11 protein-coding genes are annotated in these 13,866 nt (G+C 34.1%); 1 reads left to right on the top strand and 10 read right to left on the bottom strand.

All coding sequences use genetic code 11. The annotated features are described in order from the left end of the window. Nucleotides 1-157 precede the first annotated feature (157 nt). Complete coding sequence (gene gcvP, locus ACFSSE_RS02920) at nucleotides 158-3,043, top strand: aminomethyl-transferring glycine dehydrogenase (protein ID WP_379040561.1); 2,886 nt, start codon at nucleotides 158-160, stop codon at nucleotides 3,041-3,043. 99 nt (nucleotides 3,044-3,142) lie between these two features. On the opposite strand, the gene ACFSSE_RS02915 is transcribed toward gcvP, so the two are convergent. The 10 genes from ACFSSE_RS02915 to atpE all read right to left on the bottom strand — a co-directional run bounded on the left by ACFSSE_RS02915 (nucleotide 3,143) and on the right by atpE (nucleotide 13,804). After that, nucleotides 3,143-4,345 carry a Gfo/Idh/MocA family protein gene (locus ACFSSE_RS02915; RefSeq protein WP_379040562.1) on the bottom strand — a complete coding sequence of 401 codons (1,203 nt, stop codon included), beginning with the start codon at nucleotides 4,343-4,345 and terminating at the stop codon, nucleotides 3,143-3,145. Between the two features lies 1 nt (nucleotide 4,346). Next, nucleotides 4,347-5,276, bottom strand: a complete 930-nt coding sequence (locus ACFSSE_RS02910) for an FAD:protein FMN transferase (protein ID WP_379040563.1) — start codon at nucleotides 5,274-5,276, stop codon at nucleotides 4,347-4,349. A 93-nt stretch (nucleotides 5,277-5,369) separates the two neighbouring features. After that, nucleotides 5,370-6,725: a Gfo/Idh/MocA family protein gene (locus ACFSSE_RS02905; protein WP_379040565.1), complete on the bottom strand. Its 1,356-nt coding sequence runs from the start codon at nucleotides 6,723-6,725 to the stop codon at nucleotides 5,370-5,372. A gap of 11 nt (nucleotides 6,726-6,736) precedes the next feature. Beyond that, nucleotides 6,737-8,092 carry a 3-keto-disaccharide hydrolase gene (locus tag ACFSSE_RS02900; RefSeq protein ID WP_379040567.1) on the bottom strand — a complete coding sequence of 452 codons (1,356 nt, stop codon included), beginning with the start codon at nucleotides 8,090-8,092 and terminating at the stop codon, nucleotides 6,737-6,739. A 272-nt stretch (nucleotides 8,093-8,364) separates the two neighbouring features. Continuing rightward, the gene (locus ACFSSE_RS02895; protein ID WP_379040569.1) at nucleotides 8,365-9,495 is read right to left on the bottom strand and encodes an ATP-binding protein; all 1,131 of its coding nucleotides are present in this window, start codon (nucleotides 9,493-9,495) and stop codon (nucleotides 8,365-8,367) included. A gap of 199 nt (nucleotides 9,496-9,694) precedes the next feature. Further along, nucleotides 9,695-10,579, bottom strand: coding sequence for an ATP synthase F1 subunit gamma (gene atpG, locus ACFSSE_RS02890; RefSeq protein ID WP_379040570.1), 885 nt, complete (start codon nucleotides 10,577-10,579; stop codon nucleotides 9,695-9,697). A gap of 97 nt (nucleotides 10,580-10,676) precedes the next feature. Continuing rightward, on the bottom strand, nucleotides 10,677-12,251 hold the full coding sequence (atpA, locus tag ACFSSE_RS02885; RefSeq protein ID WP_379040571.1) for a F0F1 ATP synthase subunit alpha: 1,575 nt from the start codon (nucleotides 12,249-12,251) through the stop codon (nucleotides 10,677-10,679). Between the two features lie 114 nt (nucleotides 12,252-12,365). Continuing rightward, nucleotides 12,366-12,914 (bottom strand): ATP synthase F1 subunit delta, encoded by a 549-nt coding sequence (gene atpH / locus ACFSSE_RS02880; protein WP_379040572.1) that lies wholly within the window; start codon nucleotides 12,912-12,914, stop codon nucleotides 12,366-12,368. A 95-nt stretch (nucleotides 12,915-13,009) separates the two neighbouring features. Next, nucleotides 13,010-13,504 carry a F0F1 ATP synthase subunit B gene (locus tag ACFSSE_RS02875; RefSeq protein ID WP_379040573.1) on the bottom strand — a complete coding sequence of 165 codons (495 nt, stop codon included), beginning with the start codon at nucleotides 13,502-13,504 and terminating at the stop codon, nucleotides 13,010-13,012. A gap of 81 nt (nucleotides 13,505-13,585) precedes the next feature. Further along, nucleotides 13,586-13,804, bottom strand: coding sequence for an ATP synthase F0 subunit C (atpE, locus tag ACFSSE_RS02870; protein WP_017259479.1), 219 nt, complete (start codon nucleotides 13,802-13,804; stop codon nucleotides 13,586-13,588). Nucleotides 13,805-13,866 lie beyond the last annotated feature (62 nt).

The raw sequence follows: 13,866 nt of genomic DNA, 5'->3' as shown, positions 1-13,866 counted from the left end.
AACTAAGTTTAAAAGCGGGAAATTGTCCTCAAAAAATTACAAATAATTGCTTTGTAATTAACACAATAATGAGGCATAATTTACCTATTTTTGCACCAAATTTTAGGAAGTAAAACTTACTACTTAACAGTTTCAAAATCTTTCAATATAGCCCAAAATGAAATTAAATGTAAATTATAAGGAACAATTTGAAAACAGACATATTGCGCCTAATGAGCAGGACACCCAAGCCATGCTTAAAACAATTGGTGTAGCTAATATTGATGAGCTAATTGATCAAACTGTACCAAAAAATATTAGGTTAAAACAACCTATGAATTTACCAGCTGTTAAAAGCGAGTTTGAATACCTGAATAAATTACGTGTTACTGCTTCTAAAAACAAAGTATTTAAATCTTACATAGGGCAAGGTTATTATGATGTTATTGTACCTGGCGTAATACAAAGAAATATATTAGAAAACCCAGGCTGGTACACTCAATATACACCATACCAAGCAGAAATTGCACAAGGACGTTTACAAGCTTTGTTAAATTTTCAAACAATGGTTTTGGATTTAACAGGAATGCAAATTGCAAATGCTTCTTTATTAGATGAAGGAACCGCTGCTGCTGAAGCCATGTTTATGCAATATAGTTTGCGTAAAAAAACAGAAGCTAAAACTTATTTTATTTCTGAAGAGGTTTTTCCTCAAACTATTGATATTTTAAGAACAAGGGCACAACCTTACGGTATTAATTTAGTTATTGGCAACCACCAAAACATTGAATTAACTGATGATATGTTTGGTGCTTTGGTACAATACCCAGCTGCACATGGCGAGGTTTATAATTATAAAGCTTTCGCTGATGCTGCTCACCAAAAAGATATTAAATTGACAGTTGCTGCTGATTTAATGAGTTTGGCATTGCTAACTCCTCCGGGAGAATGGGGTGCTGATATTGTAGTGGGTACTACACAACGCTTTGGTATTCCTATGGGTTTTGGTGGCCCACACGCTGCATTCTTTGCTACAAAAGAGGAATATAAACGCAGCATGCCTGGTCGAATAATTGGAGTTACCATTGATGCGCATGAAAATTATGCTTTGCGTATGGCTTTACAAACCAGAGAGCAGCACATCCGTAGAGATAAAGCCACTTCAAACATTTGTACCGCACAAGCTTTATTGGCAATTATGGCAGGGATGTATGCAACTTACCACGGACCAATAGGTATTAAAGCAATTGCAAGCAGAATACATGGTTTGGCAATTGTTTTAACTAAGGCCTTAGCCGATTTGGGTTATGAGCAATTGAACCAATCTTATTTTGATACCGTAAAATTTAACGTTGGGGTTTTAGTTAATCCAATACACTCCGAAGCATTAAATAATGAAGTTAATTTAAATTACGATGGGGAGTTTATTACCATCGCTTTAGACGAAACTACTCGTTTACACGATATTGAAGTATTGATAAAAGTTTTTGCAAGAGTTAAAGCTAAAAACATAAATGATGTTGATTTAGAAAGCATTACTGCCAATGTTGAATCTGTAATTCCAGATGAATTGCAAAGACAATCTGCATTTTTAACGCACTCCGTATTTAATAAACACCATTCGGAGCATGAAATGTTGCGTTACATTAAATCTTTAGAAGCAAAAGATTTATCACTTTGCCATTCTATGATTGCGTTAGGATCATGTACCATGAAATTAAATGCAACTACAGAAATGATACCTGTTACGTGGCCACAGTTTGGCGGATTGCATCCATTTGCACCGGTAGATCAAACTGGCGGTTATATGCAAATTATGGCCGAGTTAAATGCTTGGCTAAGTGAAATTACAGGTTTTGCTGCTATGAGCTTACAGCCAAATGCTGGCGCACAAGGCGAATATGCAGGTTTAATGGTAATCAGAGCTTACCATCAGGATAGAGGCGATTTCAATAGAAATATTGCTTTAATTCCTTCATCAGCACATGGTACAAACCCAGCTTCTGCTGCTATGGCTGGGATGAAAATAGTAGTTACCAAATGTGATGAAAAAGGAAACATTGATGTAGCGGATTTAAAAGCTAAAGCCGAAGAACATTCAGCTAATTTGAGCTGTTTAATGGTAACTTACCCATCTACACATGGTGTTTTTGAAGAATCTATTATTGAGATTTGTGATATCATACACCAACATGGTGGCCAAGTTTATATGGATGGAGCTAATATGAATGCTCAGGTAGGTTTAACATCTCCAGCTAATATTGGTGCTGATGTTTGCCATTTAAATTTGCACAAAACATTCTGCATTCCTCACGGAGGTGGTGGCCCAGGAATGGGCCCTATTGGTGTTGCTGCACATTTAGTTCCGTTTTTACCAGGGCATTCAGTAGTGGATATGGGTAACGAAAAATCTATTTCTGCTGTTTCTGCTGCGCCTTGGGGTTCGGCATCTATTTTATTAATATCCCACGCTTACATAGCCATGATGGGGGCAGAAGGTTTAACCAACGCTACCAAAGTTGCTATTTTAAACGCAAATTATATCAAAGCAAGGCTAGAGTCACACTACCCTGTTTTATATGCTGGTGCTAACGGACGTTGCGCTCACGAAATGATTTTAGATTGCCGTAGTTTTAAAAACTTTGGAATTGAGGTAACTGATATAGCTAAACGTTTAATGGATTACGGTTTTCATGCTCCTACTGTTTCTTTCCCTGTTGCAGGCACATTAATGGTTGAGCCAACAGAATCGGAACCTAAACATGAATTAGACCGCTTTTGTGACGCTTTGATAGGCATCAGGAATGAAATAAGTGATGTGGAAGCTGGCTTATTAGATAAAGTAAATAATCCACTTAAAAACGCTCCGCATACTGCCGCTATAATTACTGGTAATGAGTGGGACAAACCATATACCCGTCAAAAAGCTGCTTTCCCATTGCCATACGTTGCACTAAATAAATTTTGGCCTTCTGTAGGTAGAGTAAATGATACTTTTGGAGATAGAACTTTAATTTGTACTTGCCCACCAATTGAAGAATATGAATTTGACGTATTGGTATAAGTAGATTTAATTTTGATAACTATTAAATAGCATTGTGGCTTTCCATGATGCTATTTTTTTTAAATAAAATTTAGCCAATAAACCTCAGCCCAATTCAACCTAAACATCAAATTCTGGTTTCCAATACTGGATGGTGTTATTATACATAGCTTCGTTTGCTAAATGTACACAAAAGGCGGTAGTAGCTCCAGTTTTTACGTTAGATGTTGGCTCTTTACGCCCTACAATACAATTATGGAAATCTTTAAGTGAATGCCAGGAGCCATCTTTAGATTTATCAGCATCTATTGGTATTCCTCCATCAGTATTCCATTCAATTTTAGTAGCTCCGGTTACACCATCAACTGTTAGCAATTCTTTAACAGTTTCCTTTTCAGGATAGTAAACTCCGTCGTTTATTAATAAAGAAACCATGCCTTTTGTTCCTTTAATTTTAAACAAATAGCCATCATGGGCATTGGCCAAGGTAGAGCCAAAAGTACCAATCATGTTTTCTTTCTCATACCTAAAAAGTACTTGCACATTATCAAAAGTTTCCCTCCCATCTTTGTAAAAATCTACTCCACCAGTTGCAATAATTTCTTTGGGGCGGGTATCAAAAACCCAATTAATAAAATCCATTTGATGTGATAATAATTCTGCAGCTAAACCTCCCGAGTATTCTTTATACATTCGCCAATTTACAGCTCGTTCCAAATATGAAGACGGCAGTGCCCTTCGCCAAGTACTATTCCTATCCCAACGGCAATCTACATGAGTTATCTTACCCAAATAACCTTTCTGAATCATCTCTTTAACTTTAAAATAAAGTGGAGTGTACCTGTATTGATGCCCTACCTGTAAAATTTGTTTAGGATAATTTTCTTTAAGTTTTACCAATTCTAAAGCTTGCGGAATATCGTAAGTCATCGTTTTTTCTAAATAGATATGCTTGCCCGCCAATAATGCAGCTTTAGCTATTTCAAAATGATTACTCAATGTAACAGAGATAATTACCGCATCAACATCTTTGCTATTCATTAACTTTTTATAGTCTTCGTAAGCAATATATGAACCATCTAATAGTAATTTTTTAGCATTATTTAATCTAAAATCTAAAACATCACAAATGGCATTTATTTTAAAAAAATCTGGTAGGGTTTGCATTACTTTAATTAAACCTGTACCCCTGTCTCCGCAACCTATAACCGCAATTTTTATTGGATTTGATGAAAGCTGAATAGCACTAGCCAACGTATTCTGTAACAAAACTCCGCCAGCTAATAAACTTGATTTTTTTATAAAACTCCTTCTGTACATCATTTTAATTAATACTTTTAATTATTGGAAAACCTGAAGAACAGGTATCTTTAACCAAACCATCCTTATTATAAATAAAATAGGCTGCTATCTGCTTTTCTTTTTCTACAAAATCTAAAGCTTTTTCCATACCCATTAGCATCAATGCATTATCAAAACCATCAGCAGTAATTGCATCTTTTGCAAATACGGTAACACTAATTAAATCTGATTTTATACTATAACCGGTTTGCGGATTGATTAAATGTGATACTTTCTCTCCATTACTTTCGTAAAATTTACGATAGTTTCCAGATGTAGTTATGGCACCGCTTTCTATTTCTATATATTTTTTAATTGGTAAAAAATCTTGGTCTTTTATGGCTTCTATACCAATTTTAAATTTCTGATTTTTTGATTTCGTTCCTTTAACACGCAACTCACCACCTAACTCTACTAAATAATTTTTGATCTTATTTTTCTCTAAAAATTCGGCAATTACATCAACAGTATATCCTTGCGCAATACCGTTTACATCAATTTTAACACAAGGCTTTGTCTTTTCTAAAATACTATGGTTTAAACTTATTTTTTGATATCCAACGCAATTTAATATTTCATTTATCTTATAGTTTGATGGTATATTGTTTGATTTTTCTAAACCAAAACCCCAAGCATTTACTAATGGATAAACAGTAATATCAAAGGCACCGTTGGTAGCGTTTGATATTACTATGGATTTTTCAACCACTTTTTTAAAGTGGTTATCTATCCTAATTCCCTTTTCTGATTTATTGAAAGCATTAATTAAACTGTAAGTTTTATAAATAGACAACGAACTATCTATTTGATTGAGTATTTTCTCAATCTCATCTTTTTTCACCAATTGTTTAGAAGAGCGATAAACTAAATGATAAGTAGTGCCTTGAGCTTTACCACTAAATTCAAAAATCATTTCTTCATCTACTATTGTAAAAGATGAAGAAATGCTTAATATAACGAGGAATATACAGCAATTAAAAAACTTGGTATTTACCACTTTAACAATTTAGTAGGTAAATGCTTTACCATTAACCATAACTTCTTGAGTTTTCTCGTCAAATGTTGCTTTATATCCTGTACGTACGGCAGCATTTGTCATAATATTTGCGATAGAATGATAGTAACCTGCTTCCACTGGTGCATTAGTTTGTTTTCTGCTTCTAATACATTCCATCCAGTTTCTCATGTGGTTGCTCACCAAATCATCTGCACCTGCATTTGCTGCGGCATCTACTTTTACCAACTCTGATAATTTAAGCTGAGGCAATAAATTAGGCTGCATTCCCATTGCGCTAGCTGGACCTTCTTTTAAACCTCCTACTGGCGAAACTGTATTAGTAATTAAATTTAACTCGCCGCCGTTAGCATAATAAATTTCTGCTGGTCTTTCGTCTCCATTGTGCATACGTGATGTAAACACCACCTGAAAACCTTTTTCTTTATCATTTGTAGGTCCGTAATCAAAAACGGCTGTTGTTGTGTCCCAATTTCTGCGTCCATCTTTCCACTTATATATGCCACCGTTTGCAACTACACTTCTTGGGTGTTGCAATCCAGTAAACCAATGCACTGTATCTATTTGGTGCGACATCCATTGCCCCGGCATACCAGATGAATATGGCCAGAATAAGCGATATTCTAAATATTTACGAGGATCCCAAGCTTCAAAAGGTCGGTTCATTAAAAAACGTTTCCAATCGGTATCTTGTTCTCTAATTTTATCTACCAAATCTGGTCTTCTCCATCTCCCAGGTTGGTTAACATTCCAACTTAGTTCTACCATGGTAATATCACCAAACTTTCCTTGCTTTATAAAATCGTTTGCGGCAATATAATTTTTACCACTTCTTCTTTGCGATCCTATTTGCATAATTTGATTAGAGGCTTTTACCGCTTTTAATGCTGCCCTATTATCGGCCATAGTTTCTGCAAATGGTTTTTCGCAATACACATCGCATTTGGAATTTACTGCTTCTATGGCATGTAAAGCATGTTGAAAATCAGCTGTACTAATAATTACAGCATCCAAATCTTTAGTAGCATATAACTCGTCGTTGTTTCTACAGGCTTTTATATCATGATTAAATGTTTCTTTAAGATGTGCTACACCTAAATCTCTTCGGTAATTCCACAAATCTGAAACAGCCACAATATCAAAATTCAGTTCTTTATTACTCTTTAAAAAACTTGGCAAAAGGGCCGATTTAAAACGATCTGAATATCCTACCACTCCTACTCTAACTCTATCATTTGCGCCAATAATGTTAGCGTAACTTTTTGCACTCCAGCCCATGGTGCCTAAATAAGTACCGGTTGCTGCAATTGCAGATTGTTTTATGAATTTTCTTCTAGAATTTTCCATTTTTCTTAGGTTTAGTTTAATTCTCTGATTTTCAAGCTTCGGAAAGACACCTCATCTCCATGGTCTTGTAATAATATGTGACCCTTATCTGCCATACCAAAATTAGCCCAGTCTTTATATTTACTTTCTGACACCAGTTTTAGGAATTCTTCAGAACCACGTGTATATTCTAAAATTTTGTATCCGTTTAACCAATACTCAACCTTATTATTAGGATTAACCCTTATTATACCTTGATTCCATTCACCAATTTTCTTTTGCGAAGCTGGTATTTTTTCTGAAGTAATTAAATCGTACAAAGAACCTAAAGTACGGTTACCATTCTTACCTAATTTGGCATCAGGATGCTTTTGATCATCTAATATTTGATACTCCGGACCAATTGCTGAGCCTTTGTTTCCTTCGTTTTCTGTAACAAAATATTTAACACCGCTATTTGCACCTTCCGTTAATTTAAAATCGAATTTAAATTCAAAAGCACCGTATTCTTTTTGAGTAACAATATCTCCACCGTTTGTAGATTCGGCTCCATTTGCTTTTACTACCGATAACTCTCCATTTTTAACCTCCCAACCACTTTTAGGAAAATTTGCTTTATAAGCCCCACGCCATTGATTAGTACTGCTACCGTCAAATAACAATGAAAACCCATTAGCTTTTTCTTGCAAAGAAAGGTTGTTAGGAATTAAGTTAACAACGTAGATATCATCGCTTTTGGTAGGTGACAAATTTTCTGTTTGTATTTTTATATTTTTCCATTTGGTTATTAAACCATCTTTACTTTTACTATCTCCTACAGAATGAACTTGCAAAGCAATAAAACCTTTAGATGTCATGTCATCAACAACGTTGGCAGTAGGAATTCCGTTAACCCAAGTACGTAAACTGTTACCAATGGCTTCTATTCTGTATTTATTCCACTGCCCGTTTTTAAAAGCCGATTTAGCTTTAGGGTTTAATTCTAAAGTATATAACCATTTACGTCTAGCTTCATCATAAATACCCCCACTCCATTGTCTTTTAGAGGGATCTACTTCCATTTGATAGCCATGCACTCTACCATCCATATAATCTAGTTTGCTTTCACTCCTAAATTGTACTCCAGAATTCATTGTGGTATCTACCAATAGTTCTAATTCTAAAATAAAGTCTCCATATTCTTTTTCGGTAGCCAAAAAAGAATTGGGTTCACCAGCTTTTGTAAAACCTACAATTTCACCGTTAATAACTTTGTACGGAGCTTTCCCATTCAATGTTTTCCAGCCTTTTAAATCTTTTCCATTAAATAATTGTTGCCATTTTTTGTTTTGCGCATTTGAATTATAGACAAAGCACAAGCTCAAGGCAAGTAAAAAAATATTTTTCATTATTTGTGATTTATTAAATTGGTTATCATAGCGTTTAACTAGCATTAAAGCGCTTTTTCAAAAATAGTTTTCTTGTTGTAAAAAACAATCTCGTAATATAATGATAATACTTTTCTTCAAATATTTAGGCTGAGGAAAATTAGAATCAATTTTAACAAGCTTGTTTAAGTTACTAAAAGCTAAAACTACTATAATTTTTACTTTAACAAAAGTATAACAACAAAAAACGAGGCAACTATCGAAAATATTTCTCGAACAAAAAATCTACTTCCTTACAGTCTATTCAAAAACAATCCTCTTTCCTTTTTACTAATAATTAACTCTTCAACATTTGAATATGCTTTTTTAAAAGTTACAGGAATTCTACCTTTTTTATTCTCACTCCATTTAAACTCTACTGCTAATAACTTATTTGTTGTTTTCTCTACATAATCAATTTCTTGCTGCTGAGTTGTGCGCCAAAAATAAGTTTCTGCTTCTAATTGGTTTTGTTGTAAAAATTTAACTCTTTCACTAATCATATAGTTTTCGAAAAGTGCACCAACGTCATTTCTATTTGCTAAAGCATTAAAATTTCTAGTTACAGAATTAATAATACCATTATCGTAAAAGTAGATTTTTCTGTTTTTCTTTATCTCATTTCTAACATTGCCAGAATATGCTGTTAAAGAAAATATTACAAATGCCTTTTCTAATAAATCTATATATTTTTCTACCGTTTTCTGATCTGCTTTTACGAGCTGGGCTAATTCTGAAAAATTGACTTCACTCCCCACTTGTAAAGCCAACGCCTTCACTATCTTTTGGAACAAAGCTGGTTTGCTTACTTGCTCTAAAGCAAATAAATCTTTGTATAAATAGCTATCAGCTAAAAGTTTTAAATGTTCTTCAGCATTACTTGGATCGTTAATTATTTCTGGGTAAGAACCGTAAATTAAACGTTGCTCTAGTAATCTTTCTTCTGTTAAGTAATCAGTATGTTTTACCAATTCGGCATAAGAAAAAGGCAGTAACATCATTTCATACTTTCTGCCAGTTAAAGATTCGTTTACCTTGCCAGTCAGCTCAAATGCAGATGAACCAGTAGCAATTACCTGTACATTTTTGAATCTATCTACAATTATTTTAAGTAGCAGGCCAATTTCATTAATCCTTTGTGCTTCATCAATAAATAAAACGTCATAACCATTTAGCATCTGAGTGATTTGTGCTGCATTAGGTTTTGCTAACATTTCTCTAACGTCGGCATCGTCTCCGTTTAAGCTTAAAGTATTTTTATTGATTTTGGCAAGTAGTGTTTCTACAAAGGTAGTTTTACCTGTTTGGCGAGGTCCAAAAACAATTAACGCTTTGTTTTTGAACATCCTTTGTAGGGCATAATCTATTTGTAGTCTATCTATCACATATCAAATATATAATAATTTAGGATTACAATCCAAAATTAACATAATAATTTTGGATTATAATCCCAAATAAACATAATAATTTTGGATTTTTGATAGTAAAAGTATATTTACAAGCATAAAAAAACCTCAACCATTTATCATGATTGAGGTTTTCATTGCTTTCGGCATTAAGCCTTCCGCTTTATGCTTTTAAAAATTATCCGTTAGATAAAGCCGCAGCACCACTTACAATTTCAGAAAGCTCTGTAGTAATTGCAGCCTGACGAGCTTGATTATAAGCTAATTTTAATTTTTTCAATAAGTCACCAGCATTATCTGTTGCTTTATCCATAGCAGTCATTCTAGCCCCATGCTCAGAAGCGTGAGAATCTAAAACTGCTTTATAAAGCTGTAATTTAATATTCTTTGGTATTAATTCTTCAACTATTTCTTCTTTAGAAGGCTCTAAAATATAATCAACCTGACTAGTACTAGTATCAGCCTTTCTCTCAGCTTTAGGTACAGGCAATAACTGCTCAGTAGTTAAAATTTGCATTGCTGCATTTTTAAACTGGTTATAAATAACCTCAACTTTATCGTATTTACCATCAACAAAACCTTGCATAATTGCCTCAGTAATTACAGAAATGTTTTCGAAATTCAAAGCACTATAAACTTCGTTATTGTTACCAATAATATTGTATTTGCGTTTCTCGTAATAATCTTGTGCTTTTTTACCTATTGCAACAATATGTAAGTTTCCAGATTGATGGAAATTGCTATACTTATCAGCAATTAAATTGTTTGCTGTTTTAATAACGTTGGTATTGAAAGCCCCAGCCAATCCACGATTTGAAGTTACTACAACTACTAAAACGTTTTTAACTTCACGTTCTTGAGTATATACAGAAACACCATCCTCTAAACTAGCAGATAAATTAGCTAAAATCTCTTTTAATTTATTGGCATAAGGACGCAATTGAATAATAGCATTGGTAGCTCTTTTTAACTTAGCTGCCGAAACCATTTTCATTGCTTTGGTAATTTGCTGTGTAGAGCTTACCGAAGATATTCTGATTCTTACTTCTTTTAAATTTGCCATTTTCTGTTTAGATGTGAGATGTGAGATATGAGAATTGAGATGACTTGTTTGTCGGCTCAATAGGTCTCATATCTCATATCTCAATACTCAAATCTATTTAGTATTTCGCTGATAATTCTTTCGCAACAGTCTCTAATACACCAGTTAAGCTATCGTCAAATTTACCAGCCTTTAATGCTGCTAAAACTTCTGGATGACGTTGCTCTAATTGTGTAGTATATTCTAATTCGAATTCTCTAACCTTATTAACTGGTACGTTTCTCATTAAGTTTTTAACACCTGCATATATAATTGCAACTTGTTTTTCAACTGTTACTGGAGAAAACTGACCTTGTTTCAAAATCTCAACGTTTCTAGCACCTTTATCTAACACCAATTTGGTAGAAGCATCTAAGTCAGAACCAAATTTAGAGAAAGCCTCTAATTCACGGTATTGAGCTTGATCTAATTTGAGTGTACCAGCAACTTTCTTCATTGATTTAATTTGAGCGTTACCACCTACACGAGATACAGAAATACCTACGTTAATAGCTGGACGAACACCTGCATTAAATAGATTAGATTCTAGGAATATCTGACCATCAGTAATAGAAATTACGTTAGTTGGGATATAAGCAGAAACGTCACCAGCTTGAGTTTCGATAATTGGTAAAGCAGTTAAAGAACCACCACCTTTTACAATACCTCTGATTGATTCTGGTAAATCATTCATCGCTTGAGCAATAGAATCATTTTGGTTGATTTTTGCAGCTCTTTCTAATAAACGACTGTGTAGGTAAAATACGTCACCTGGGTATGCCTCACGTCCTGGAGGGCGTTTCAATAATAAAGAAACCTCACGGTAAGCAACAGCTTGTTTAGATAAATCGTCATAAACAATTAAAGCTGGTCTTCCTGTATCACGGAAAAACTCACCAATTGCAGCACCTGCAAACGGAGCATAAAACTGCATTGGAGCAGGATCTGCAGCAGAAGCAGCAACAACAACTGTGTAAGCCATTGCGCCTTTTTCGTCTAACGCTTTAACAACGTTAGCAACAGTACTCGCTTTTTGTCCAATTGCAACATATATACAAAATACAGGAACTCCTGCATCGTAAAATTCTTTTTGATTAATGATGGTATCAATACAAACAGCAGATTTACCAGTTTGACGGTCACCAATAACCAACTCACGTTGTCCACGACCAATTGGAATCATCGCATCAATAGCTTTAATACCTGTTTGTAATGGCTCTGTAACTGGCTGACGGTAAATAACACCTGGAGCTTTACGCTCTAAAGGCATTTCGTAAGTAGTACCAGTAATTGGTCCTTTTCCATCAATTGGTGCACCTAAAGTATTTACCACACGACCTAACATACCTTCACCTACGTTAATAGATGCAATACGTTTTGTACGTTTAATGGTATCACCTTCCTTAATTTCATCAGATTGACCTAACAAAACCACACCCACATTGTCTTCTTCTAAGTTTAAAACAATACCTTGTAAGCCTGATTCAAATTCAACCAGCTCACCAGCTTGTACCTTTGTTAAACCATAAACACGAGCAATACCATCACCAACTTGTAGTACGGTACCAACTTCCTCTAATTCAGTTTCTGACTTAAAGCCTGATAATTGCTGACGTAAAATCGCCGAAACTTCATCTGGTCTTACTTCTACCATCTTTTTTTATTTAAGATTTTTGTTTTAAAAAATTGTATCCTATAATGTTTGATAAACGGCCTTATTTTTAAATAAAATACCATGAACCAATACCGATTGTCATCGGGAATTTATTTAAGCAATTACCTTTTGGGCAAAATCCTTCTTTAATTTAGCTAAGCTACTTGAAATACTTGCGTCGAATTGTTTATCACCAACTGTTAAAATAAAACCGCCAATTAAACTTGTGTCAATACTAGTTTTTAAATTAACTTGTCCGCCTGTTACAGCTTTAACTTTATTAATAATTTCTGTTTTTGCCGCTTCTGTTAAATCAGCAGCTGAAACTACTTTAGCTGTAACGATATTTTTAAACTGATTATATTGATTTAAAAACTCTTTTGCTGTGCCGTAAATAATTTCTGCTCTGCCTTTATCAACAACTATCTTTAAAAATGCAGCAGTTACTTTGTTAATCTTATCTCCAAAAACAGCTTTTAATATCGCATTCTTTTTACCTAAAGGTATAATTGGATTTTTAACAACTGCTTGTAATTCAGAATTAGCCTTTAATGTGTTTACAAAAAGGGTCATATCACCTTTAATCTCTTCTAAAGCCTTATTTTCTAAAGCCAAATCAATTAAAGATTTTGCGTATCTGGATGCTACTTTTATTTCTGACATTTTCTTTTAGTTTGTTAGGTCCTAGTTTGTTAGTTTGTTAGGATTTATTAAACGTTTTACTTGTCTAACCAACTAACAAACTGAAAAACTAATTACTAATTCAATTTCACATCTTTCAACAAATCACTTACCAAAGCGTCTTGTTTTTGTTTATCATCAAATTGCTTGCGTAAAACTTTTTCAGCAATCTCTAAAGATAGAGCCGCTACTTGATTTTTAACTTCGTCTAAAGCTGCAATTTTTTGATTATTAATCTCAACTTTAGCTTTCTCAATTAGTTTAGCACCTTCTGTTTGTGCAGCTAATTTTGCTTCGGCAACAATTTGGTCTTTCAATTCTTTTGCTTCTTTCAAAATTTGATCACGCTCTACTCTTGCTTCTTTTAACAAAACTTCATTCTCGTTAGATAAACGAGACATTTCTTCTCTTGCTAACTCAGCTTTATTTAAAGCATCTTCAATAGAACGCTCACGCTCATGAATTGCTGTTAAAACAGGTTTCCAAGCTAATTTTTTTAAAAGGACCATTAGAATCAAAAAAGATACAGCGGTCCAAAACACTAAGCCTATACTAGGAGTTACTAATTCCATAAAATTTATATACTATTTTATTAATAATCATTTAAAAATCGGAAAAATAGCCAATCGCTATTTTTCCGATTTATTTAATTCTTAAGCTCCTACGTTATTACCTAAAAGAGCTACTACCACACCAAACAACGCAACACCTTCAACAAGGGCCGCAGCGATGATCATAGCAGTTTGAATTTTTGAAGCAGCCTCTGGCTGGCGAGCAATACCTTCCATTGCTTTACCACCAATTTGACCAATACCGATACCAGCACCGATAACTGCTAAACCTGCACCAATTGCAGCGATTGAACCTACCATAACTTCTAATTTATTATATGATTGTTAAACAAAATGTTTCATTTTCTGAGAGTAAATAAAGT

It is taken from the genome of Pedobacter alpinus (assembly GCF_042684645.1).
In the GTDB taxonomy this organism is placed as follows: Bacteria; Bacteroidota; Bacteroidia; order Sphingobacteriales; family Sphingobacteriaceae; genus Pseudopedobacter; species Pseudopedobacter alpinus.
The sequence above is the reverse complement of the archived record's forward strand: the minus strand, read 5'-3'. Positions and strand labels throughout refer to the sequence as shown.